Annotated in this window: 21 protein-coding genes; 19 read left to right on the top strand and 2 right to left on the bottom strand. The window is 43.7% G+C overall.

Features of this window, described 5'->3' with window-relative positions; translation table 11 throughout:
• Window positions 1-11: 11 nt before the first annotated feature.
• From hscA to P4S58_RS02710, 15 genes are all read left to right on the top strand, one after another.
• The gene (hscA, locus tag P4S58_RS02640; RefSeq protein ID WP_102968358.1) at window positions 12-1,865 is read left to right on the top strand and encodes a Fe-S protein assembly chaperone HscA; all 1,854 of its coding nucleotides are present in this window, start codon (window positions 12-14) and stop codon (window positions 1,863-1,865) included.
• A 14-nt stretch (window positions 1,866-1,879) separates the two neighbouring features.
• Complete coding sequence (gene fdx, locus P4S58_RS02645) at window positions 1,880-2,218, top strand: ISC system 2Fe-2S type ferredoxin (RefSeq protein ID WP_042489664.1); 339 nt, start codon at window positions 1,880-1,882, stop codon at window positions 2,216-2,218.
• A 51-nt stretch (window positions 2,219-2,269) separates the two neighbouring features.
• The gene (gene iscX, locus P4S58_RS02650; protein ID WP_042489665.1) at window positions 2,270-2,464 is read left to right on the top strand and encodes a Fe-S cluster assembly protein IscX; all 195 of its coding nucleotides are present in this window, start codon (window positions 2,270-2,272) and stop codon (window positions 2,462-2,464) included.
• Between the two features lie 163 nt (window positions 2,465-2,627).
• Window positions 2,628-3,920: an aminopeptidase PepB gene (pepB, locus tag P4S58_RS02655; protein WP_042489667.1), complete on the top strand. Its 1,293-nt coding sequence runs from the start codon at window positions 2,628-2,630 to the stop codon at window positions 3,918-3,920.
• Window positions 3,921-3,992: 72 nt separating this feature from the next.
• Complete coding sequence (gene ndk / locus P4S58_RS02660; RefSeq protein ID WP_042489669.1) at window positions 3,993-4,433, top strand: nucleoside-diphosphate kinase; 441 nt, start codon at window positions 3,993-3,995, stop codon at window positions 4,431-4,433.
• 250 nt (window positions 4,434-4,683) lie between these two features.
• A complete protein-coding gene (locus tag P4S58_RS02665; protein WP_042489672.1) occupies window positions 4,684-5,805 on the top strand; it encodes a bifunctional tRNA (adenosine(37)-C2)-methyltransferase TrmG/ribosomal RNA large subunit methyltransferase RlmN in 1,122 nt (373 codons plus the stop codon).
• 316 nt (window positions 5,806-6,121) lie between these two features.
• Complete coding sequence (gene rodZ, locus P4S58_RS02670; RefSeq protein ID WP_102968357.1) at window positions 6,122-7,114, top strand: cytoskeleton protein RodZ; 993 nt, start codon at window positions 6,122-6,124, stop codon at window positions 7,112-7,114.
• Between the two features lie 8 nt (window positions 7,115-7,122).
• The gene (gene ispG / locus P4S58_RS02675) at window positions 7,123-8,247 is read left to right on the top strand and encodes a flavodoxin-dependent (E)-4-hydroxy-3-methylbut-2-enyl-diphosphate synthase (RefSeq protein WP_102968356.1); all 1,125 of its coding nucleotides are present in this window, start codon (window positions 7,123-7,125) and stop codon (window positions 8,245-8,247) included.
• Between the two features lie 25 nt (window positions 8,248-8,272).
• A complete protein-coding gene (gene hisS / locus P4S58_RS02680; RefSeq protein ID WP_102968363.1) occupies window positions 8,273-9,541 on the top strand; it encodes a histidine--tRNA ligase in 1,269 nt (422 codons plus the stop codon).
• 64 nt (window positions 9,542-9,605) lie between these two features.
• Entirely contained in the window at window positions 9,606-10,220 is a 615-nt protein-coding gene (locus P4S58_RS02685) for a YfgM family protein (RefSeq protein WP_102963909.1), read from the top strand.
• Between the two features lie 12 nt (window positions 10,221-10,232).
• A complete protein-coding gene (gene bamB / locus P4S58_RS02690) occupies window positions 10,233-11,393 on the top strand; it encodes an outer membrane protein assembly factor BamB (protein ID WP_102968355.1) in 1,161 nt (386 codons plus the stop codon).
• Window positions 11,394-11,705: 312 nt separating this feature from the next.
• The gene (gene der / locus P4S58_RS02695) at window positions 11,706-13,190 is read left to right on the top strand and encodes a ribosome biogenesis GTPase Der (RefSeq protein WP_042489682.1); all 1,485 of its coding nucleotides are present in this window, start codon (window positions 11,706-11,708) and stop codon (window positions 13,188-13,190) included.
• Between the two features lie 103 nt (window positions 13,191-13,293).
• Window positions 13,294-14,196, top strand: a complete 903-nt coding sequence (locus tag P4S58_RS02700) for a metal-dependent hydrolase (RefSeq protein ID WP_102963907.1) — start codon at window positions 13,294-13,296, stop codon at window positions 14,194-14,196.
• 227 nt (window positions 14,197-14,423) lie between these two features.
• On the top strand, window positions 14,424-14,645 hold the full coding sequence (locus tag P4S58_RS02705) for a zinc ribbon domain-containing protein (RefSeq protein WP_042489686.1): 222 nt from the start codon (window positions 14,424-14,426) through the stop codon (window positions 14,643-14,645).
• Window positions 14,646-14,802: 157 nt separating this feature from the next.
• A complete protein-coding gene (locus tag P4S58_RS02710) occupies window positions 14,803-16,878 on the top strand; it encodes an EAL domain-containing protein (RefSeq protein ID WP_102968354.1) in 2,076 nt (691 codons plus the stop codon).
• Between the two features lie 84 nt (window positions 16,879-16,962).
• On the opposite strand, the gene xseA is transcribed toward P4S58_RS02710, so the two are convergent.
• Window positions 16,963-18,294, bottom strand: a complete 1,332-nt coding sequence (gene xseA / locus P4S58_RS02715; RefSeq protein WP_102968353.1) for an exodeoxyribonuclease VII large subunit — start codon at window positions 18,292-18,294, stop codon at window positions 16,963-16,965.
• Window positions 18,295-18,524: 230 nt separating this feature from the next.
• Between xseA and guaB the strand changes: the two genes are divergently transcribed.
• From guaB to P4S58_RS02735, 4 genes are all read left to right on the top strand, one after another.
• Window positions 18,525-19,988 (top strand): IMP dehydrogenase, encoded by a 1,464-nt coding sequence (guaB, locus tag P4S58_RS02720; protein ID WP_042489692.1) that lies wholly within the window; start codon window positions 18,525-18,527, stop codon window positions 19,986-19,988.
• A 172-nt stretch (window positions 19,989-20,160) separates the two neighbouring features.
• Entirely contained in the window at window positions 20,161-21,714 is a 1,554-nt protein-coding gene (gene guaA / locus P4S58_RS02725) for a glutamine-hydrolyzing GMP synthase (RefSeq protein WP_042489694.1), read from the top strand.
• Between the two features lie 315 nt (window positions 21,715-22,029).
• Window positions 22,030-22,635: an acetate uptake transporter gene (locus P4S58_RS02730; RefSeq protein ID WP_042489695.1), complete on the top strand. Its 606-nt coding sequence runs from the start codon at window positions 22,030-22,032 to the stop codon at window positions 22,633-22,635.
• 224 nt (window positions 22,636-22,859) lie between these two features.
• A complete protein-coding gene (locus P4S58_RS02735; protein ID WP_102968352.1) occupies window positions 22,860-23,804 on the top strand; it encodes a bile acid:sodium symporter family protein in 945 nt (314 codons plus the stop codon).
• Window positions 23,805-23,867: 63 nt separating this feature from the next.
• On the opposite strand, the gene P4S58_RS02740 is transcribed toward P4S58_RS02735, so the two are convergent.
• Window positions 23,868-25,433 carry an alanine/glycine:cation symporter family protein gene (locus tag P4S58_RS02740; protein WP_042489699.1) on the bottom strand — a complete coding sequence of 522 codons (1,566 nt, stop codon included), beginning with the start codon at window positions 25,431-25,433 and terminating at the stop codon, window positions 23,868-23,870.
• Between the last annotated feature and the right edge of the window lie 147 nt (window positions 25,434-25,580).

The raw sequence follows: 25,580 nt of genomic DNA on the forward strand, positions 1-25,580 counted from the left end.
AGGACCCATAGATGGCATTACTTCAAATTGCAGAACCGGGTCAAAGTTCTGCACCGCACCAGCATAAACTGGCTGCAGGCATTGATTTAGGAACCACCAACTCGTTAGTGGCTTCAGTGAGAAGCGGCACGGCAACCACTTTAGTTGATGAGCAAGGACGAAGCATCCTGCCTTCCGTTGTGTCTTATTCCCAAGAAGAAAAAGTGGTCGGCTATGACGCTCATGACAACGCGCAAGCTGATCCTGCTAATACCATTATTTCGGTAAAGAGACTTGTTGGTCGTTCATTAACCGATATTCAGTCTCGTTATCCAAATCTGCCGTATCAATTTAAAGCCAGTGAAAACGGTTTGCCGATCATGCAAACATCTCACGGTGACAAAAACCCGATTCAAGTGTCTGCAGACATTCTTAGAACGCTAGGCCAAAGAGCTGAAAACACATTAGGCGGTGAATTGGCAGGCGTGGTTATCACTGTTCCTGCTTACTTTGATGATGCTCAACGAGTAGCTACCAAAGACGCTGCCGCTCTAGCTGGATTACACGTATTACGTCTACTCAATGAACCAACGGCCGCAGCCATTGCTTACGGTCTGGATTCCGCTCAGGAAGGTGTGATTGCGGTTTATGACTTAGGTGGCGGTACGTTCGATATTTCTATTTTACGTCTGTCAAAAGGCGTATTTGAAGTGCTCGCAACAGGTGGTGATTCAGCATTGGGCGGCGACGATTTCGACCATCTGATAGCCGAATACCTGCAACAGCAAATGGGTATTGAAGGCCAGTTAAGTTCAAGCAAACACCGTGAGCTATTAAACGCAGCAACGGCTGCGAAAATTGCACTGTCAGATAGCGATCAAGTAGAAGTTAATGTCCTTGATTGGTCTGGCGTGCTTACCAAACAACAGTTCAATGAACTGATCCAGCCACTAGTGAAGAAGACGCTGATGTCTTGCCGCCGCGCGCTCAAAGATGCGCAGATTTCGGCAGATGAAGTGTTGGAAGTGGTCATGGTTGGTGGCTCCACTCGTACTCCATACGTGCGTGAGCAAGTGGGTGAGTTCTTTGGTCGTACGCCATTAACCAGTATCAACCCTGATGAAGTGGTGGCCATTGGTGCGGCGATTCAAGCAGATGTTCTGGCGGGCAATAAGCCTGATTCTGAAATGCTATTGTTGGATGTGATCCCGCTGTCTCTGGGTATTGAAACCATGGGTGGCTTAGTGGAAAAAATTATTCCACGCAACACCACGATCCCAGTAGCAAGAGCGCAAGAGTTCACCACCTTCAAAGATGGCCAAACAGCGATGAGTGTCCACGTTGTTCAGGGTGAGCGTGAATTAGTGGATGACTGTCGTTCACTGGCGCGTTTTTCACTCAAAGGTATTCCGCCAATGGCCGCTGGTGCTGCACATGTTCGCGTGACTTACCAAGTAGATGCGGATGGTCTGCTATCCGTAACTGCAATGGAAAAGAGCACAGGTGTACAAGCCGAAATTCAGGTTAAACCGTCTTACGGTTTAAGCGATGATGAAGTGGCTCAAATGCTGCGTGATTCCATGGCTTATGCTAAAGAAGACATGCAAGCAAGAGCCTTGATGGAACAGCGTGTTGAAGCGGATCGAGTCATCGAAGGTCTGATTGCAGCAATGCAGGCAGATGGTGACGAATTACTGGGCCAAGATGAGCGCCAGCTTTTAGTTAATGCTATTGAATCACTGATCGAATTACGCAACGGTGATGATGCAGATGCTATTGAGCAAGGAATAAAAGATACCGATAAAGCGAGCCAAGATTTTGCGTCGCGCCGTATGGATAAATCTATTCGTGCCGCATTGGCTGGTCATTCAGTTGACGAGATTTAAAGAGAAGACAAAAAATGCCTAAGATTATTGTTTTACCCCATGAAACACTTTGCCCGGAAGGTGCGGTATTAGAAGCGCAACCTGGCGAAACGATTCTTGATGTGGCGTTGAAAAACGGTATCGGAATTGAGCATGCGTGTGAGAAATCCTGTGCATGTACCACTTGTCACTGCATTGTCCGTGAAGGTTTTGACTCGCTAGAAGAGAGTGATGAACTCGAAGATGACATGCTAGATAAAGCATGGGGCTTAGAGCCTGAATCTCGTTTGAGCTGTCAGGCAAAAGTCGCGGATGAAGATTTGGTTGTTGAAATTCCAAAATACACTTTGAATCACGCATCTGAAGATCACTAATTATCACTCAGGCTTGATTCAAGCCTGAGTATATGACACTGGAATAACATTATGAAATGGACAGATTCACGCGATATCGCGATTGAACTTTGCGAAAAGTATCCTGATATTGAACCGCAAAACGTACGTTTTACTGATTTACATCAGTGGATATTGGACCTTGAAGATTTTGACGATGAGCCTAATCACTCGAACGAAAAAATCCTTGAAGCGATCATTATGTGCTGGATGGATGAGCGCGATTAAATTCGCTAACCTAGCCTCGCTAAGTTAACAGTTTTAATAAAAAAGCGGGCCTAGTTGCCCGTTTTTTTATCAAGTTGATATTTTTAACTGACAAAATGCTAACATCCCCGAGTTATTGAAGAGATGTGGCGAAGAGACGCCATTACTAAGACAAGGAGAAACCATGTCTACACAAATGTCTGTATTTATTAGCCTGGAAGCTGCCCAGCCTCAGTGGGGAGAAAAGGCGTTATTATCATTTTCTGAGCAAGGAACAACGATTCACCTTACTCAATCTCACGATTTAGGTGCGATTCAACGCGCTGCTCGTAAACTGGATACTCAAGGTTTGCGTTCTGTATCTCTAGAAGGCGAAGGTTGGGATCTCGAATCTATTTGGGCTTTCTATCAAGGCTACCGTGAAGCGAAGAAGAGAAACACAGTTGAGTGGAAACCGCTGGAGCAAGAAGCACAAGCAGAACTAGAAGCTCGTATTAAAACCACAGATTGGGTTCGCGACATTATTAACAAGAGTGCCGAAGAAGTGGCACCTCGTCAGCTTGCGACTATGGCGGCTGAGTTCGTGAAATCTCTGGCTCCTGAACAAGTTTCTTACCGTATCGTAAAAGACAAAGATCTTTTAGCTGAAGGTTGGGAAGGCATTTTCGCTGTTGGTCGTGGTTCAGACCGCACCTCAGCAATGCTACAACTCGACTTCAACCCAACAGGAAAAGAAGACGCACCCGTGTTCGCATGTTTAGTTGGTAAAGGTATTACTTTCGATTCCGGTGGTTACAGCCTAAAAGCATCTGGCATGATGTCTGCGATGAAAGCAGATATGGGCGGTGCAGGCATGATTACTGGTGCGCTGGCACTTTCAATTCTTCGCGGTTTAAATAAGCGCGTGAAATTGATTCTATGCTGTGCTGAAAACATGGTTTCAGGTCGTGCTCTTAAGCTGGGTGATATCATCACTTACAAGAACGGTAAAACAGTAGAAATCATGAATACTGACGCGGAAGGCCGCTTGGTATTGGCTGACGGCCTGATGTTCGCCAGTGAGCAAAAACCTGAGCTGATTATTGACTGCGCAACGCTAACTGGCGCAGCAAAAAATGCATTAGGCAATGATTTCCATGCGCTGATGAGCTTTGATGACGAGTTGTCACACCAAGCTCTGACAGCGGCTAAAGAAGAACATGAAGGTCTATGGCCACTTCCACTGATGGATTTCCATCGTGAGATGTTGCCTTCACCTTTCGCTGATCTATCTAACATTAGCTCTGGTGATTACTCACCGGGCGCAAGTACTGCGGCTGCATTCTTGTCTTACTTCGTTGAAGACCACAAGAAAGGCTGGCTACACTTTGACTGTGCGGGTACTTACCGTAAGTCTCCAAGTGATAAATGGGCTGCAGGTGCAACGGGCATGGGCGTAAGAACCATCTCTCGCGTACTAATGGATCAAGCTAAGTAATCGAAGTAATTAAAGGTGGCCTAAGAGCCGCCTTTTTAAAATAAAACGACAAGTAAAGTAAAAGGACATCTTATGGCCCTAGAAAGAACATTTTCTATCATTAAGCCTGACGCCGTGGAACGTGATCTAATCGGTGAGATTTATCATCGTATTGAAAAGGCTGGACTACGCATTATCGCAGCGAAAATGCTTCGTCTGACTGATGAACAAGCAAGCGGCTTTTACGCGGAACACGAAGGAAAGCCATTCTTTGAACCGCTAAAAGAGTTTATGACTTCTGGCCCAATTATGGTTCAAGTTCTTGAAGGTGAAGATGCCATTACGCGTTACCGTGAGCTGATGGGCAAGACTAATCCTGAAGAAGCGGCATGTGGCACTATCCGTGCTGACTACGCACTCAGCATGCGCCATAACTCAGTACACGGCAGTGATAGCCCTGAGTCTGCTGCACGCGAAATTGAATTCTTTTTCCCTGAATCAGAAATCTGTCCTCGCTCAGAAGCTGTAGTTTAATTTTAAGGAGCTCCCGAAAGGGAGCTTTTTTGTACCCGCCAGATACCTCTCTCAACACTGAAATCTCCGTTTTTTAGCAACTTCACTTAGTACTCGAAGCCTGTTTGCTATTTTTTTAATTTGCTGTTTATTTTTTATTCAATGGCTTGTAAATACCCTAGTAAACTCATGGTATTGCAGCCCTTGTCGTTATTGCCTAAAGGCTGTACAATTCGCGCCCTTAATTATAGTTCCATCTTTGAGAGGCTACATGACCACACAAAAAGTCAATTTACTTGATTTTGATCGCAAGGCTATGCGTTCATTTTTCGCTGATGAACTGGGTGAAAAAGCATTCCGCGCCGATCAGGTGATGAAGTGGATTTACCATTTTGGTTGTGACGACTTCGACAAGATGACCAATATTAATAAGCAGCTGCGCGAAAAACTGATTCAAAAGTGTGAAATTCGTGCACCGTACGTTTCTGAAGCTCAACACTCCAGTGATGGCACCATCAAGTGGGCGATGAAAGTGGGTGATCAGGACGTAGAAACGGTTTATATCCCAGAAGAAGATCGTGCAACGCTTTGCGTCTCTTCTCAGGTAGGTTGTGCGCTTGAATGTAAATTCTGTTCTACAGCCCAACAAGGTTTTAACCGTAACTTACGTGTATCTGAAATTATTGGTCAGGTATGGCGTGCAGCGCGTGAAATTGGCTTAGAAAAAGAAACAGGCCGTCGTCCTATTACTAACGTTGTAATGATGGGCATGGGTGAGCCACTTCTGAATATGAAGAACTTGATTCCAGCACTAGAAATTATGCTGGATGATCTCGGTTTTGGTCTTTCTAAGCGCCGTGTAACGGTTTCTACTTCTGGCGTAGTATCCGGCTTAGACCAAATGACGGGGCAAATTGACGTTGCTTTAGCGATTTCACTTCACGCGCCGAACGATAAGCTGCGCAGTGAAATTATGCCGATCAATGATCGTTGGGATATTCAAGATTTCCTAGCGTCTGTTCGTCGCTATATTGCTTCATCAAATGCAAACCGTGGCAAAGTGACGGTTGAGTATGTACTTCTGGATCATGTAAACGATGGTACCGAGCATGCTCACGAACTGGCGCAACTAATGAAAGACACACCTTGTAAGATTAACTTGATTCCGTTTAACCCATATCCGGGTTCACCTTACAAGAAACCAAGTAACTCACGAATTGATCGTTTCCAGAAAACACTGATGCAATACGAACATACCGTAACGATCCGTAAAACACGTGGTGATGATATTGATGCGGCGTGTGGTCAGTTGGTCGGTGATGTTATTGACCGTACCAAACGTACTAAAATCAAGCAGGTGGATGAGCAAGCTATCCCTGTAAAACAGATTTAGTTAAAAATATTAGTAAGCCAGAGTGAACTCTGGCTTACTTACTTTTGGAATTAATCCTACAAAATATGTCTTTTTGATGTCAGTTTAAGCAAAAACCTTGACGTGTCTGTAATTTCTTTTCCAAATGCTTGTTGTTTACAGGCTAATATCTATTAGAATGTTTCACTATTATCAAAAGTAAATGCGAATTACTGGCGATATCAACATAAATGAATTTTCACCTGTTGAAGTCATCGACATTGATTGCTACTAACAAATCAATAATAAAAGCGACGAAGCGATACTTGAGCACAAAAACACGAGACAGACATCGCGGATGAATACTGAACATAAAGAACAAGAAAACCCAATCGTCGAAGAAACATCAACTGTAGAACAAGAAGCAGCATTTGTAGAACCAGGAACCCTGTTAAGAGAAAAGCGCGAAGCTTTAGGGTTAACACAACAACAAGTCGCTGATCGTTTGAGATTGCGTTTATCCATTGTTCAAAACTTAGAAGCCAACAACTTTGAATCTGATTTAGTCGCTACCTTTATTCGCGGCTACTTGCGTTCTTACGCCAAAGCGGTTGGATTAAAAGAATCTGAAATTTTGCAAGCTTATGAGAAAAGCACCGCTTCGGAACCTCAAGAGCAAACCATGCAAAGCTTCTCAAAGAAAACCAAGCGTGCGAAACACGATAGCCATATTATGACTATTACTTGGGTTATCTTGGTGATTCTTATCGGTATGTCATCACTTTGGTGGTGGCAGAACCACAGAGACAGTGGATTCGAAGCGGATAAAGATGCTGAAGTTTCAGCAGTTTTGAGCAATGAGTCATCATTGCAGGATTCGCGTAACGATCAAGAGTTTGCAACGGTCAGCGAATTAACCGAAGAATCAGGTGAAGAGCCTGTTGAACCAACGTCACCTGCTGATGAAGTTCAAGCGGTAGAACAGACTGAAGAACCAGTAGTTGAAGACGTTGAGCCTGCGATTAGCGAACAAGCGCCTGTTGCAGTGGAAGAAGAACCGACGGTTGTTGAAGAGCCAGTTGTTGAGACGCCTGTTGTAGAACAAGCAGATGCAAGCAACTTGCTAACACTTTCTTTCTCAGCGGATTGCTGGATTCAAGTTAAAGATGCTACGGGTAAAACCTTGTCGACAGGCATTAAACAAGCGGGTCAGACACTGAATTTACGCGGACAAAAACCTCTACAAGTGATTCTTGGCGCTCCAGAAAGCGTATCAATGACATTTGCAAGTGAACCTGTAGACCTTTCTGGGTATACTTCAGGCAAAGTAGCAAGACTCACCTTACCTTAGACAATACTATGCAACACGAATCTCCGATCAAACGTCGTCCTTCTACACGTATTTATGTAGGGGATGTGCCAATTGGCGATGGTGCGCCAATTGCTGTGCAATCAATGACCAATACAAGAACGACTGACGTGGAAGCGACAGTCGCTCAGATCAAAGCTCTGGAAAATGTTGGTGCAGATATCGTTCGCGTATCTGTTCCAACGATGGACGCCGCAGAAGCTTTCAAGCTCATCAAACAGCAAGTCTCTGTGCCACTCGTTGCAGATATTCATTTTGACTATCGTATCGCATTGAAAGTGGCAGAGTACGGTGTTGACTGTTTACGTATTAACCCTGGCAACATTGGCAACGAATCTCGCATCCGTTCTGTTGTTGACTGCGCGCGTGATAAAAATATCCCGATTCGTATCGGTGTAAACGGCGGCTCATTAGAAAAAGATCTGCAAATGAAATATGGCGAGCCAACACCAGAAGCATTGGTGGAGTCGGCGATGCGTCATGTGGATATTCTTGATCGCCTGAACTTTGATAAGTTTAAAGTCAGTGTGAAAGCATCTGATGTGTTCCTTGCTGTGGATTCCTATCGCTTGCTGGCGAAGAAAATCGACCAGCCGCTGCACTTAGGTATTACTGAAGCAGGCGGTGCTCGTGCCGGTTCAGTGAAGTCTGCGGTTGGCTTAGGCATGCTGCTTGCGGAAGGTATCGGTGATACTTTGCGTATCTCTTTGGCTGCCAATCCGGTTGAAGAAATTAAAGTCGGTTTCGATATTTTGAAATCACTGCGTATCCGTTCTCGCGGAATTAACTTCATCGCTTGTCCGAGCTGCTCTCGTCAAGAGTTTGATGTTATTTCTACTGTGAACGAGCTGGAACAACGATTGGAAGATATTTTGACGCCAATGGATGTTTCGATTATTGGCTGCGTAGTAAACGGCCCGGGCGAAGCGGAAGTTTCCCATTTAGGTCTGGCAGGCAGCAATAAGAAAAGCGCATTTTATGAAGACGGCGTTCGTCAAAAAGAACGTTTTGACAACGACGACCTAGTTGCTCAGCTTGAAGCGAAAATTCGCGCCAAAGCTTCAATGTTAGATGAGAAGAACCGCATCAACATTCAGCAACTTGAACAAGATTAATCTAAACGATATTACGGTAACTATTTTGGCAAAGACTATTCAAGCAATCCGAGGCATGAACGACTGTCTCCCAACTCAGTCTTCACTTTGGCAAAAAGTGGAAGGCACGGTAAAAAACGTAATTAGTGCTTACGGCTATAACGAAGTTCGTATGCCTATCGTTGAGATGACACATCTATTTAGCCGTGCGATTGGTGAAGTCACTGACGTTGTTGAAAAAGAGATGTACACCTTTGAAGACCGTAACGGTGATAGCTTAACGCTACGCCCAGAAGGTACTGCTGGTTGTGTACGTTCTGGTATCGAAAATGGTCTGTTGTACAACCAAGAACAACGCTTGTGGTACATGGGTCCAATGTTCCGTCATGAGCGCCCTCAGAAAGGTCGCTACCGTCAGTTCCACCAATGTGGTGTGGAAGTATTTGGTCTTGATGGCCCTGATGTTGATGCTGAATTGATCATGATGACGGCACGTATGTGGCGTGAGCTTGGCATTTCTGAACATGTACGCCTTGAGCTGAACTCAATCGGTTCACTTGATGCGCGTGCGAACTACCGTACCGCTTTAATTGAGTATTTAGAGCAGTATATGGATGTACTGGATGATGACTGTAAGCGTCGTCTATACACCAACCCTCTGCGTGTACTGGATACTAAAAACCCAGATGTTCAAGCCGTATTAGGTGATGCACCTAAGCTATCTGATTACCTAGATGAAGAGTCAAAACAACATTTTGCAGGTTTATGTGAACTTCTTGATGTTGCAGGTATCGAATATACGGTTAACGAGCGTTTGGTTCGTGGTCTGGATTACTACAACCGTACTGTATTTGAGTGGATCACTGAAAGTCTTGGTTCACAAGGTACTGTATGTGGCGGTGGCCGCTACGATGGTCTTGTTGAGCAGTTAGGTGGAAAACCAACACCAGCTGTAGGCTTTGCTATGGGCCTAGAACGTTTAGTATTGATGATGGAAACATTAGGCAATACAGATGTTCGTCGCAGCGTTGATGTTTACATGGTGACGGCTGGTGAAGGTACTCTGTCTGCGGGTATGAAGCTTGCTGAGCAAATCCGTGAGCAAGTTCCGGGTCTTCGTGTTATGACACACTTCGGCGGCGGAAACTTTAAGAAACAGTTTAAGCGTGCGGACAAAGTTGGTGCTGCGATAGCATTAGTTTTGGGTGAAGACGAAGTTGCGGGTAACACTGTGGTTGTAAAAGACCTAGCAGGCGGCGAGCAAGAAACAATTTCTCAAGCAGAGATCGCGAGCAAGCTGGCTCATCTGATCTAATAGCGCATTTTTAGAGATACATTATGTCAATGCTCGTCATTGGCATTTATAAAGAGGATAGGAAGTGGAACTCTACGATACTGAAGAACAACAAGTAGAAGCGATCAAAGATTGGTGGAAGGAAAATGGCAAAGCCGTAATGCTAGGCGCTGTCATTGGCTTAGGTGGTCTTTTTGGTTGGCGTTTTTATCAAGATAGCGTAACCGAAGCGAAAGAGGCTGCTTCAGAAGCTTATACTCAAGCAATCCAGTCTCTATCCTCTAAAGGCATTGATGCGAGCGGTGATGTTCAAAGCTTTATTGATGGAAATAAAGACACTGAGTATTCCGTACTAGCAGCAATGCAACTTGCAAAAGTTCAAATTGAAGCAGGTAATTTAGACGAAGCTTTAGCACAACTTGAGTGGGCGAAAAGCACGACTAAAGATGCGGCTTTAAAACCAGTGATTACTTTACGCGTTGCTCGAGTTCAGGCTGAGCAAGGTGATTTTGATGCTGCATTAGCTGAGCTGAACAATATTACAGAAGAAGGTTGGGCAGGCCGAGTGGCTGAATTGCGCGGTGATATTTCTCTGCGTAAGGGCGACACTGCTGCTGCTTATGCCGCTTACACTGAAGCGCAACAAGCGACTGATGCAAGCCAAACGTTGCAAATTAAACTGGACGACCTAGCCAAGTAAGGGCACAAGTTGATGAAAAAGATGTTCAACAAAGTGCTTCTGTCCTCAGCTGTGTTAGCTCTGCTAGCCGGCTGTGCCAGCGAAGAAGAAAACGTTGTGATGGCACCTGTGCCAGTGGTGAAAAGTGAATTTACGCCTCAGTCACTGTGGAGTACTTCTATCGGTGATGGCGTTGGTCATTACTTTTCTAAGCTGTCACCTGATTTTGCTTACGGCAAAGTTTTCGTTGCAAGCCGTGACGGTATTGTAAAAGCGCTTGATCCTGAAAATGGCAAAGAGATCTGGAAAGTCGATCTGGAAGAAGATGTTTCTGCTCGTCTTTCCGGCGGTATCGTTGCTGCGTATGGTCAAATCTACATTGGCAGTGAAAACGGCGTTGTTATTGCTTTAAATGCTGAGACTGGTGAAGAGTCTTGGAAAGTGAAAGTCGAAGGTGAAGTGTTAGCTTCTCCTGTAGCAGACAACAACCTTGTTATCGTAAATACCAGTCGTGGTGCGTTAGTCGCATTAGATCAGGCGACCGGTAGCCAGAAATGGACAATCAGTACTGAAGTACCGAACTTAACGCTACGTGGTGAAAGCCAACCAGCCGCTGTTTCTGGTGGTGTGTTCTGGGGTACGCCAAGTGGTCGACTAGCTGCGGCAATTTCTGCTCGTGGTCAGCTTATTTGGCAACAACCAGTAGGCCAACCGAAAGGTGCGACTGAAATAGACCGGTTGGTGGATGTCGATGCGTCTCCTGTGATCATCGGCGGAACTCTCTACACGATTGGTTTCAACGGTCAGCTAATTGCAGTTGATCTGCGTTCTGGTAATCCTATCTGGAAACGTAATTACTCATCAGCAACCGATATGGCTACTGATGGCGGTCGTCTATTCCTAGTGACGGATAAAGATCACTTGGTTGCGGTTGATTCGCGCAGTGGTACTGAGCTATGGAACAACGACCAGTTAGAGCACCGTTTGCTGACCGCACCAAAAGTGATTGAAGGCTACGTAGTTGTTGGTGACAGCGAAGGCTATCTGCACTGGATTGATCGTAGTTCTGGTGAGTTTGTTGCTCAGCAGTTGATTGACGATAGCGGTTTTGCTGTTGGTCCAATGGTGATTGATGGCGGTTATGTTCTGGTTACTCGCGATGGCGATGTAAAGAAACTGACGATCAAAAAGTAAATTGTGATATCATTCACAAACGGCTCCTAGCTGGAAACAGTTAGGAGCCGTTTTATTGAAATAAATAGTGTGGTTATAGGTAATACTTATATATAACCTTCCTACTTGAAGCTGCAGCGGTGTTGACTACGTTCGTTCACCCCAATTGCATAGTTATCTATGCTCATGGGGATTCACTCACTTGCCGCCTACCTGCAACTCCAAGTAGTTTGGGTATAATTCGCGTAGGCGGATATATTGGTATAAAGCTGATTGGTTGTTTTCTCAGTCATTACCTATAACTACATATGATTAATAATTGTAGAGGTTGTTATGATACCTGTTGTTGCTCTTGTTGGGCGTCCTAACGTAGGTAAATCGACACTGTTTAACCGATTAACGCGTACGCGCGATGCTTTGGTTGCAGATTTCCCTGGCTTAACTCGTGACCGTAAATACGGCCAAGCAAAGCTAGGTGAGCACGAATTTATTGTTATTGATACTGGCGGTATTGATGGCAGTGAAGAAGGTGTTGAAACTAAAATGGCTGAACAGTCGCTAGCTGCGATTGAAGAGGCAGATGTTGTACTGTTTATGGTAGATGGCCGCGCTGGTCTTACCGTATCAGATGAAGCGATTGCACAGCATCTTCGTCGTATTGAAAAGAACAGCATTTTGGTTGTAAACAAAGTGGATGGTATTGACGCAGACGCAGCGAGCGCTGAGTTCTGGCAACTTGGTATGGAAAACATGTACCAAATCGCTGCAGCTCACGGCCGTGGTGTTGGTGCTTTGATTGACCGTGCGTTGAACCCTATTGCGGAAGAGATGCAGGCTCAAGATGCACTTCTGGAAGATCTGACTGATATTGAAGATTCAGAAGAAGAACAGCTAGAGTATACAGAAGAAGAAGCGGAAGCAGCGTATAAGCGTCTACAAGATCAGCCAATTAAACTGGCTATCATCGGTCGTCCAAACGTAGGTAAGTCAACGCTGACTAACCGTATTTTGGGCGAAGAACGTGTCGTGGTTTACGATATGCCGGGCACCACGCGTGATTCTATCTACATCCCGATGAAGCGTGATGAGCGTGAATACGTGTTGATTGATACCGCAGGTGTTCGTCGCCGTAAACGCGTTAACGAAACGGTTGAGAAATTCTCAGTAGTTAAAACGTTGAAAGCTATTGAAGATGCCAACGTTGTATTACTGGTTATTGATGCTCGTGAAAACATTTCTGATCAAGACTTAAGCTTATTAGGTTTTGCTCTTAACGCTGGTCGTTCAATTGTTATCGCCGTCAATAAGTGGGATGGCTTAAACACCGACGTTAAAGAACATGTTAAGAAAGAACTGGATCGTCGTTTAGGCTTCGTTGACTTTGCTCGTATTCACTTTATTTCTGCGTTACATGGCACAGGTGTTGGACACTTGTTTGAATCTGTTCAAGAGGCATACAAGTCTGCGACAACTCGTGTTGGTACATCGGTTCTGACTCGAATCATGAAGATGGCGACTGAAGATCACCAACCGCCGATGGTTCGTAGCCGCCGAGTGAAGCTCAAGTACGCGCATGCTGGTGGTTATAACCCACCAATCGTGGTTGTGCACGGTAACCTTGTTAAAGAGCTACCAGACTCTTACAAGCGTTATCTGATGAACTACTTCCGTAAGTCACTGGATATCATGGGTACACCGATTCGTATTCAGTTCCAGAACAGCGAAAACCCATTTGAAGGTAAAACTAACAAAATGACGTTATCGCAAGAGCGCAAACGCAAGCGCCTGATGACCATGATGAAAGGTCGCAGAAAATAACGCTTTTTAAGAGCCCAAGCATTGCTTGGGCTTTTTTCTGTTATCTGTAAACCTCTGCTTTATGCGGAGGAGATTGTTAATCATAACCGTCCGATAATTTGATATGTCATATACACCTACTCAAGTCACTTTTACACAATCCATTTATCAGCTCTCAAGCGAGGTACAGTTTGTTAGAGTTAGTGAAGAAGCACTTTATATAGTGACCTCCCAGACTCCTTTTCATCCTGTGAGCCATATTTGGCCTGATCATCCAGCCGATCGAGGAACACTCGCTATCGGAGAGCATGTCTACACAGTTGAGCACTGCCTTGTAGGGGCTATTAATCAGGCCGAGCATCAGTTCCTGGTCGGTAAAGAGATTCCCGTAAAACGAGATGAACCCGGTTGGGTGTTCGTTGTCGTGCATCAAATCAAGGCAGAAGAAAATGCTGTCAAAGTTCATGATGTAGTGAGTTTAACTGTTGACGATATTTATCAGAACCAGCTTAGCCGTGGTCATAGCGCAGGTCACTTAGCTTACTTAGCGTTAAATAAAGTGTTAGCGGCTGGATATTGGCGTAAAGATGCAGACAGGAAAGACCCTCACGGCCACAATGATTTTAATAGTTATGCGCAAGTGACGAGCTTTGTCACAGAAGATCGCTGTGTAGACACGTATCGTCTAGGGAAAACATTGCGTAAGCGCGGTTTGAATAGCGCAGATATGCTAGAAAACTTAGCTAAGATTGAAGAGCAGGTAAATGCGCAGCTTATGTCTTGGTTAACACTGGGATCAAAAATCGAGATCACCAGACAAGGCGAAAACCTGACGGATTCACGCTACTGGCAGTGTGATTTGCAGGAAGGTGAAATAGCGATAATCCCTTGCGGTGGAACGCATTGTGATTCATTGGATAGCTTCAAAGAGATACAAGTGAAGCTAGTACAACGTGACAGTGAACATATCGAAATGCACACGCATGTAACTCATCAATTGGAAAATGATCCTTTTGTTAAGTTCTGATTTGTTGAGATTTTAAAGTTATATGTAGATTATTATTCTTTTTAAAATCCAAATGCAGAATATGTAACTTATGCTTTCGGTGTGTGGTTATATAAATGTTCTTTTAAGGGTAGATCGCTGAACAAAGCAGATAAAGCGGAAGATCTGATTGAGATCTCTTTAACGATCTTTAATATGTAAGCAGGCGTTTAAACCAAAGATTTCGAATTAGAAGTTGGAGTAGTGTAATGGAAAACTTGTGTCCTCAATGTGACAAAGAGCTTGTGTGGGACGGACAGTACCACTGTTCATCATGTGAGAGTCATTTTAAAAAGGTTGGATTTTGTCCCGACTGCGAAGCCGAACTAGAGAAACTGCAAGCATGTGGAGCTGCCAACTATTTTTGCAATACCTGTAATGAGCTGAAGTCAAAATCGCATATTCGTTTTGAGTTTCAAAAAGTTGACTAATCGGTTTATTTAAGTTCTTTTCAATATTAAATCTCACTCAATGACTGAGTGAGATTTACCCTACAGTTATATCAGTCCTCGATATCTATTCTATTCGCTTTTCATCTGTATCATTTGTTAGCTGGGAATCCACATATGAAGTTGGATAAACACTGAAATGAAACGGAAAGAACTCGCGAAAATGACCGACAAAGTGTTGCAACGATATTTACTTTGGCTGCCAAGCATACTTATGGTGTGTGCCATTGGTACGTCTTTTATAAATCAGCAGTTATTTTCAAATAACTTAATCGCTTCGGTCATCACTAGTGTCGAAGAACAATACATTGCCATGAGAAAAGCGGAAGTTGTTGAACGAGTTGATACAACAATCAAAATGTTGGATGTCATTCGCCAAAGTAACGGTCTCGCTGACGGTGATATTATTCCGACGGGGCTTTTCAATAAGACAATGAACTCTTTCCAGTTGTTAAACGAAAATAATGACGGCTATATTTTTGTTATCAACAAGAACAAAAATTTCGTAGTACACCGAAATTCAGACAATTTATTTAGAGACGATATCGACGATAAAGTCGTTCACTATATTTATCAAAGCGCTATTAATGGCGCGTCTTGGGTTGAATATAGCGATAAAGCCTTTAATAACCGTAAGAGTGATGCTGAAGCACAAAAGATCACACACATTCGTTATGTTGAGGATTGGGACGTTGTTTTAGGTAGTGGTGAGCTTTTACACGATATTAAAAACTATTCCGAGTCTGAAGCTAAACTGGTGACGGATTTAGTCCTAGATGAGAAGTCCAATCAAAACTTATTCCATATTCTGGTTTTCATAATCTTCGCTGGCATCATTTATTACCTAAAAAATATTACATCCCAAAAGTTGTACGAATATAAATCGGCGATCGAAGAAAAACTTATCCAGATTGAAGAGAAGGACAATGAAATTGCTTTCCGCTCTCTTTATAACGATGTAACTGGTTTGCCGAATAGAAAGGCCACGTCCGATTATATTGATAATCTATGTCTGCAAGAAAAAGGCGAAGAATACCAATTACAATTGATCGACATTGTCGACTTTCAGAAAGTAAATAACCAGTATGGTTTTGCCGTTGGTGACCGAATACTTCGCCAAGTAACCAGTGCTCTTGAAGAGTTAAAGGATGAAACCATGTTCATCGGGCATGTTGCGGCAGACCAATTTGCCGTGATTTGCCAAAAGTCAGTCAGTTTGTGTATCGATGTAGCAAAAGAAACAGAAACGTTTGAGAAGTTTGATATCTGCGGTGAAATGATCTCACTACGTGTCCGTAATGCAGTCGTGAACTTCAAGAACAGAAATATTTTGGGTTCGATCATTGTTCGTAACGGTGAGCTGGCCATGAAGTATGCGAAGGCAAATAATTTATTTCACGTAAACTATTCTTCGTTTATGTCTAAGAGTTCAGAGCGTCATTTTAAGATCTCGAACCTTCTTGATTTCGCTATCGAAAACAAAGAATTCTATGTTCACTACCAGCCGCAAGTAAGTACATTGAACGGTAAGATAATTGGCGTTGAGGCTTTAGTTCGTTGGGATAACGTTGAGCTAGGTCGAGTTGCGCCGTTGGATTTTATTCCTATCGCAGAGAAGAAAGGAACCATTGGTAAGATCAGTGATCTGGTATTGACTCAAGCTTGTAATGACATTCAATCAGTTAGCCCGAATGGTGAAGAAGCATTGACTCTTTCAGTCAACATTTCTCCTAACCAGCTTATGAGTAAAAGGTTCGTTGAAAATACCATTGAGATCATTGAATCGACAGGTATTGATCCAAGTCGTATTGTGTTTGAAATCACGGAAGGTACATTCTTAAACGATATTCCAGGCACAGTTGCGGTTATTGAACAACTAAAAGCCGTAGGTATTAAGTTCTCAATTGATGATTTTGGCACCGGTTACTCATCACTAAGTTATTTATCTAAGTTACCCGTTGATGAAGTGAAAATTGATAAGAGCTTTATCAATGATTTAGTCGAAGATGAAGATGCTTACAACTTAGTGAAAAGTATCTTGGCGGTTGCGAACATCAAGCAGCTTACCATTGTGGCAGAGGGGGTTGAAACCAAAGAGCAGTCGCAAATTCTTGGTGACCTTGCTTGCCACTTACTGCAAGGTTATTACTTCTCTCGCCCAGTCGATGTAGAAAATCTGACCAAGAAAATAAAAGATAACTTAAAGGTTGAGTAAGACCTGAGTTGTGTTGGGATTCCACTGTGATATTTGCCACTGATAGCCTCAGTGGCTTTTTTATAACGGGATAACGAGATGAGCCTATTTTACGATTGAGCGAATCTCGCCCTCTTTGAGACGAGTTACGATTAGATCACCTTGCTTAACATCATTGGCATCATGGATAACGTCACCTTGAGCATTTTGAGTGATTGAATAGCCGCGCGACAATGTCGCCAACGGACTAACCGCGTTCATTTTATCTGTCAGGCGAGTAAACGTGTGGTGAGAAGAGACAAGATATCGCTTCATGGCATCATTCAGTTCTTTTTGTTTACTGGTTAACAAATATTGTTGATTGCGCAGTATCTTTTCCGGTGACAGCAACTGAAGCTGATGTTTCTGTTTATCGAGATGTTGTTGTGTTTTGTTGATTTGAGCTTGAATCGCACGCTCTAAACGCATGCTGTATTCATCTAACTGTTGCTGCTGGCGTTGTAAACGATTGGCTGGATGCTGTCGGTCTAAACGATGTTGCAGCTGTTTCAACTCCACTTTCTGCTGAGCAAAATAGTGGCGCATAGCGCTGGCTATCTTGTGACGATAGGTTTGAAACGCTTGCTTCTTATGCGTGTTGTCTCTACTGACCAGTTCAGCAGCCGCTGATGGTGTTGGTGCTCGAACATCGGCGACGAAATCGGCAATAGTGACATCAATTTCATGTCCAACTGCACTGATAATCGGGATCTGACTGGCTGCAATAGTACGGGCAACGATTTCGTTGTTAAAGCACCATAAATCTTCCAATGAGCCACCGCCACGACCTACGATCAACACATCGCATTCCGCTCGTGAGTTCGCACACCCAATCGCTTGAGCAATTTGAATCGCAGCCTCTTCTCCCTGAACCAGAGTAGGGTAGATGATCACAGGTAAACTCGGATCTCGGCGTTTAAGTACTTGAAGAATGTCGTGCAGAGCAGCACCAGTTTTCGATGTGATGACACCCACGCATCTTGGATGTTCAGGAAGGATTTGCTTTAAGGTATGAGCGAACAAGCCTTCAGAAGCCAACTTCATTTTTAGTTGGTCGAATTCCTGTTGTAAGCGGCCATCACCTTCAGGCTGCATATTTTCAATGATGATTTGATAATCACCACGCGGTTCATACAGGGATAACCGTGCTTTCACCAATACTTGCTGACCATTCTTCGGCTTAAAGTTCACAAAGCGATTATTGCCTTTGAACATGGCGCATTTTACTTGGGCGCGAGAGTCTTTAAGCGTGAGATACCAGTGACCAGAAACAGGAGCTGAGAAATTGGAAATTTCACCAATTAACCAAACGATGCCCATTTCATTTTCTAGTAATAATCGGACTTCAGCATTAAGACGAGAAACGGTGTAGATGTTTGGATTGGTATTGGAAGGCACTAATTTTTCAACCAGACGTGAGTATGGAAATTAGCGGCAATATAATACATAGCAAGGGGCGGAATGCAAATTAAAATGAAAAAAATGTGTAGCCAAGCGATTGCGTCGGGCGTATAATCCGTCCGCAATATCTAATCCAAATGTAAATTTTCGGGATGGTTAAACATTCTATACGAAAAGGGCATTTGGATTGTTTTTATATTTACCCTCTAAATTGTGAGATATTGCAAATGCTTAGAATTGCCAAAGAAGCGCTGACATTCGACGATGTTCTACTCGTACCAGCACACTCCACCGTTCTCCCAAACACTGCCGATCTACATACGCAGCTAACTAAAAATATTACTCTAAATATTCCAATGATTTCTGCGTCTATGGACACAGTGACAGAGGCTCGTTTAGCTATCGCTCTTGCACAAGAAGGCGGTATTGGCTTTATTCATAAGAATATGTCAATCGAGCAGCAAGCAGCTGAAGTTCGTAAAGTTAAGAAATTCGAAGCTGGTGTTGTTGTTGACCCTGTCACAGTAAACCCAGAAGCGACGATTGCAGATGTTATTGAACTGACAGAAAAGCACGGTTTCGCTGGCTTCCCAGTGGTAACGGATAACAACGAACTTGTTGGTATCATTACTGGCCGTGATGTTCGTTTTGTTACTGATTTAACAAAAGAAGTTGGTTCTGTAATGACACCTAAAGAGCGTCTTGCAGCAGTGAAAGAAGGTGCAACCCGCGCTGAAGTTCAAGAAAAAATGCACGAAGCTCGTGTTGAGAAAGTACTGGTTGTGAACGACGAGTTCCAGCTAACCGGTATGATCACTGCAAAAGATTTCCACAAAGCAGAACGTAAACCAAACGCATGTAAAGATGCTCGTGGTCGCCTACGTGTAGGTGCTGCAGTTGGTGCAGGCGCTGGTAACGAAGAGCGCGTTGCGGCTCTAGTTGAAGCGGGTGTTGACGTTCTACTTATCGACTCTTCACACGGTCACTCTGAAGGTGTTCTAAACCGCATCCGTGAAACTCGCGCAGCTTACCCAGATCTAGACATCATTGGTGGTAACGTAGCGACTGGTGCTGGAGCTAAAGCTCTTATCGATGCTGGTGTTAGTGCTGTGAAAGTGGGTATCGGCCCTGGTTCTATCTGTACTACTCGTATCGTAACGGGCGTCGGTGTTCCTCAAATTACAGCAATTTCAGATGCTGCTGCAGTAGCAAATGAATACGGCATTCCAGTCATTGCTGATGGTGGTATCCGTTTCTCTGGTGACATCTGTAAAGCAATCGCAGCAGGCGCGTCTTGTGTAATGGTTGGTTCAATGTTCGCTGGAACTGAAGAAGCACCGGGTGAAATCATTCTATACAATGGTCGTTCTTACAAGTCATACCGCGGTATGGGTTCTTTGGGCGCAATGTCTCAAGGTTCTTCAGATCGTTACTTCCAGTCTGATAACGCTGCTGACAAGCTCGTTCCTGAAGGTATCGAAGGCCGTATCGCATACAAAGGTCGTCTGAAAGAGATCGTTCATCAACAGATGGGTGGTTTACGTTCAAGCATGGGTCTAACAGGTTCAGCTACTATTGAAGACATGCGTACTAAAGCAGAATTCGTACGAATCTCTGGTGCTGGTATGGCTGAGTCTCATGTACACGACGTTCAAATCACTAAAGAAGCACCAAACTATCGTATGGGTTAAGAGCCGCGTCTAGATTAATAGACGGTTTAGCTCAATAAACGTTTGATCGTAACGGCGAGTTTCTTAGCGGAATATGCACCTTACGTAAACGTTTGCTTTTTTACTTGATGACTTATAGAGAGGCGAGTAGACTCGCCTCCGATTCTCCATTTAGCTGATAAGATTGCTCAATATGACAAAGAACATTCATGATCAACGAATTCTGATCCTAGATTTCGGTTCTCAATACACTCAACTTGTCGCGCGTCGCGTACGTGAAATCGGTGTTTACTGTGAACTGTGGAGCTGGGACGTAGAAGAAGCGGACATTCGCGAATTCAACCCTGATGGCATTATCCTTTCTGGTGGTCCAGAAAGTGTAACTGAACAAAACTCTCCTCGCGCACCTCAATATGTATTTGATTCTGGCGTTCCAGTTCTGGGTGTATGTTACGGCATGCAAACCATGGCAGAACAGCTAGGCGGTCGCGTAGCAAGTTCAGAAGAACGTGAGTTCGGTTACGCACAAGTTAAAGTGTCTGGTGAATCAGCACTATTCAAAGATCTTGCTGAAATCCAAGATGTTTGGATGAGCCACGGTGACAAAGTTGTTGAAATTCCAGCTGACTTCGTAAAAGTAGGTGAAACAGACACTTGTCCTTACGCGGCAATGGCTAATGAAGAGAAGAAATACTACGGTGTTCAGTTCCACCCAGAAGTAACGCACACAAAACAAGGTCTGCAAATGCTAGAGAACTTTGTTCTTGGCGTATGTGCCTGTGAGCGTTTATGGACGTCTGAATCAATCATTGAAGACGCAGTAGCACGTATCAAAGAGCAAGTAGGTGACGATGAAGTTATCCTTGGCTTGTCTGGTGGTGTGGATTCTTCTGTGGTTGCAATGCTTGTTCACCGTGCAATCGGCGACAAATTGACTTGTGTATTCGTAGACAACGGCTTACTTCGTCTTAATGAAGGTGAGCAAGTGATGGAAATGTTTGGCGATAAATTTGGCCTGAACATCATCAAAGTCGATGCGGAAGAGCGTTTCCTAAATGCTCTGGAAGGTAAGTCTGATCCAGAAGAGAAACGTAAGACAATTGGTCACGTGTTTGTTGACGTATTCGATGAAGAGTCGAAGAAGTTGAAAAATGCAAAATGGTTGGCTCAAGGCACTATCTACCCAGATGTGATTGAATCAGCAGCATCTAAGACAGGTAAAGCTCACGTAATCAAATCTCACCATAACGTTGGCGGTTTGCCAGACGATATGGAAATGGGCTTGGTTGAGCCACTACGTGAACTGTTCAAAGATGAAGTACGTAAGATCGGTCTGGAACTTGGTCTTCCATACAACATGCTTTTCCGTCATCCATTCCCTGGTCCTGGTCTAGGTGTTCGCGTTCTTGGTGAAATCAAGAAAGAATACTGTGACTTACTTCGTCGTGCGGATGCTATCTTCATTGAAGAACTACATGCAGCGGATCTATACAACAAAGTGTCTCAAGCATTTACGGTATTCCTACCAGTACGCTCAGTGGGCGTAATGGGTGATGGTCGTAAATATGACTGGGTTGTATCGCTACGTGCAGTAGAAACTATCGACTTCATGACTGCGCATTGGGCTCACCTACCTTATGATTTCCTAGGTAAAGTGTCTAACCGCATCATCAACGAAGTGAATGGTATTTCACGCGTGGTTTACGACATTTCTGGTAAGCCGCCAGCGACAATCGAGTGGGAATAATATTCGATTAGCTCTATTACTAAGCCCCAGAGAACCTCTGGGGCTTTCTTTTTTCAGTTAGAAAATATGTCTGAGTTATTGCAAAGCTCAAATATTAAGCAATTGTCCTACGGTGGGTAATTTGCTTGTGTTTTAATTCTATGTTTTTAATAGGGTTATTTTGTTTCTGTACAGCACAAATAGCTTTTGGTTTTTTGTAACTCAATAGCTATAAAAATGAAATCTAAGTTTTTGTAAATGAAGTCTTTATTTTATCTAGCCGTCCATTAAAATCCGCGCGTAAATTTTATCCACTTTTTTTAAGGTACATGAGTAATGTCTACTAAATTAGCTAACCCAGCACCACTTGGTCTAATGGGTTTCGGTATGACTACAATTCTGCTTAACATCCATAACGCAGGCTTCTTCCCACTAGATTCTATGATTCTTGCTATGGGTATTTTCTACGGCGGTTTAGGTCAAGTTATTGTAGGCATTATGTGCTACAACCGTGGTGATACTTTCGGTACAACAGCATTCACTTCTTACGGTTTATTCTGGTTAACTCTTGTTGGTTTAATCGTTATGCCAAAAATGGGTCTGCCTGCTAGCCCTGAGCACTTCATGGGTTGGTACCTAGGTCTTTGGGGGATTTTCACTGGTTTCATGTTCATTGGTTCTCGCTGCTACCCAGTTGCAAAACAAGTAGTATTCGGTTCACTGACTATCCTATTTGCTCTACTAGCACTACGTGATTTCACTGGTAGCGAGCTAATCGGCACTATTGCTGGTTTCGAAGGTATCTTCTGTGGCGCAAGCGCTATCTACTTCGCAATGGCTCAAGTTCTTAACGCAGAATACGGTCGTGAAGTGTTACCAGTTGGTAAACCAGCTTTCGTTAAAGAAGAAGTTAAAGTTGAACTGAAAGAAGTTGCAGCTTAATTAACTTTTGATTTCTAGAAAGGTCGACCTATGGTCGGCCTTTTTTTGTGTGTAAATTCTAACCCACAGTAAATGTCTGGTTGTTTTATATTCAAAGAGTGGAGTAACGTATTCCTGATACTAGCGCTATGGGCCTAGCTATCCCTTATCCCATGATGTCATTTTAACGGAAGTGGCAAGTCAGTTGGTAAGGCTTATAAATATAAAATTAAACAGGAATGTATATGTTAAGGATTATCACGCAACTATTCCCTCTATGGGCAATATTGTTCTCTCTTTGTGCTTATTTTGTACCTAGCTTATTCGTTGAGCACAAAGGCCAAATTGTTCCACTTCTAACAATCATTATGCTGGCTATGGGGTTAACCCTAAAACCTAAAGACTTTCTCAATGTTATCCATAATAAGAAGGCGATAGGTGTTGGCTTGATTTTACAATTCTCAGTCATGCCTATTACTGCTTTGCTAATTAGTTTACTGCTGGGTTTCGATCCAATGCTCACTATCGGCATGGTGTTGGTTGGCAGTGTAGCGGGTGGTACATCATCGAATGTGATGTGTTATCTAGCAAAAGGGGATGTTGCATTGTCGATAACTATGACATCAATATCTACCTTACTTGGTGTGATACTGACACCTCTATTGGTTGAGTTATTGGCGGGTAAAGCTGTCGATGTACCTGTTGCCAGTATGCTGATGAGCTTAGTGAAGATTGTTCTAGTACCCGTTGCTGGTGGCGTTCTGTTGAATGTCTTCTTACGATCAGTCACTGAGAAACTAGAGCCAGTATTACCACTTATTTCAATGGCGGCTATTGTCCTTATTATTGCCATTGTTGTGGCGTTGAATGCTGGGAACCTTGCGACAATCGGCCCAATCGTAGCCTTGGCCGTTATTTTACATAACGGTGTCGGTTTAGCTTCTGGCTATTGGATTTGCCGTGTACTTGGCTTTAATGAAACTGTGTGTCGTACAGTAGCGTTTGAAGTAGGTTTGCAGAATTCAGGTTTAGCAACTGCATTGGCAATGAAGTTCTTCACCCCAGCATCAGCCGTTGCAGGAACCATATTCTCGATTTGGCATAACTTATCAGGATCTGTGTTGGCTGGTTACTGGGCAAAACGTCCAAATGCTAGTGAAGACATTATTCAGGAAACAGTGAAAAGCTAAGTTGCCGTTTTCGCTGCAAATAAAAAGGGTTAGCTTAGCTAACCCTTTTTCATCTTTCTAATTTTAGTTAGAAGATTGTTCTGCCGGAGTTCCTGAAACCTGCTCTAGTTCAGAATCTGAGTCAGCTGTTGGTGCTTTACCTGTTCTACGTTTGTATTTTTCTTCCCAGTAAGTCGCATTCTTAATGCCAAGTTTTACAGGGTTAAATAGGTAATCTTCTACGCCTTGTTTTTGTTGTTGTTCGTAGTCTTTTAACGCTGCCATTGTTGGTTTAGCCATGAAGAAAATAATCACGATACCAACAATGTTCAGCCAAGCCATCATACCTACACCAACGTCACCCATTGCCCATGCAAGGTTTGCCGTCTTCACCGTACCGTAGAATACCGCTGTAATGATCACCAGTTTTAGGAAGAACATTAGGCCGTCAACTTTGAAAGTACGACGAATGTAAGCCACGTTAGTTTCAGCGATGTAGTAGTAAGCCAGAATGGTTGTAAATGCGAAGAAGAACAACGCGAATGCAACGAATGGTTTACCAACACCTGGAAGTGCACTTTCAATCGCCATCTGTGTGAATGCAGGGCCGTTCGCCGCTACATCTGCTGCGATGTTCTGAACTAGGAACAGACCTTCAGCGCCACCGTGTACGTTGTAAGCACCAGTGATTAGGATCATAAATGCTGTTGCCGAACATACTAATAGTGTATCGATGTAGATAGAGAACGCTTGTACAAGACCTTGTTGAGCTGGGTGATCAACACTTGCTGCCGCTGCAGCGTGAGGACCAGTACCTTGACCCGCTTCGTTAGAGTAAACACCACGTTTCACACCCCAACCAATTGCAGCGCCGACACCAGCCATAGGTGTAAATGCGTCTCCAATGATCATGCCGAAGATTCTTGGTACTTCACCAATGTTTAGCAGAATGATAACGAACGCAGTTACCACATAAGCCAGAGCCATGAATGGCACAACAATTTGTGTGAAGTTAGCGATACGTTTCACGCCACCGAAAATAATGAATGCAAGAAGGATTGAAACAATCGTACCAGTGAGAATTTTTGCGAAACTGAATGTACCGATAGCAGTGTCAATCATTGGTCCTGAACCAAATGCAGTCTCCACGGCATTACCAATGCTGTTTGACTGGACACCCGGAAGTAGGACACCACAAGCAAAAATAGTCGCGATAGCAAAGATCCATGCGTACCATTTTTGACCCATTGCTTTTTCGATGTAGTAAGCAGGGCCACCACGGAACTCATGGTTATCTTCTTCTTTATAGATTTGCGCGAGAGTTGATTCTGCATAGGCTGTCGCGGCACCAAAGAATGCTACAACCCACATCCAGAAAACAGCACCAGGACCACCAAAACCGATTGCTGCTGCTACGCCTGCAATGTTACCTGTACCCACACGACCTGACAGAGAAACTGCAAGTGCTTGGAACGAAGATATGCCCTTAGAAGAACTTTTGCCAGAAAGCAAAAGGCGCCACATCTCGAAGAAATGACGAACCTGAACGAAACGAGTTAGAACTGAATAGAAAACACCTGCGCCAAGACACAGATAAATCAGCGCCGGGCTCCAGATAATTCCATTTAGAAAATCAACAAATGACTGCATTAGTATTTTCCCTGTTGAGTGATAGTTGTGTTTGTTTTGCGTGTCAGATAATAATCTTTTGTAACAGTAATGTTAACCAAATTTTCTCTAAGACTTAATTACTGTGATTTTTCACACGAAATTCTGATTAAAGAGTGAACGGTAAGT

Source organism: Vibrio sp. Hal054 (genome assembly GCF_037162405.1).
Lineage (GTDB): Bacteria > Pseudomonadota > Gammaproteobacteria > Enterobacterales > Vibrionaceae > Vibrio > Vibrio diazotrophicus.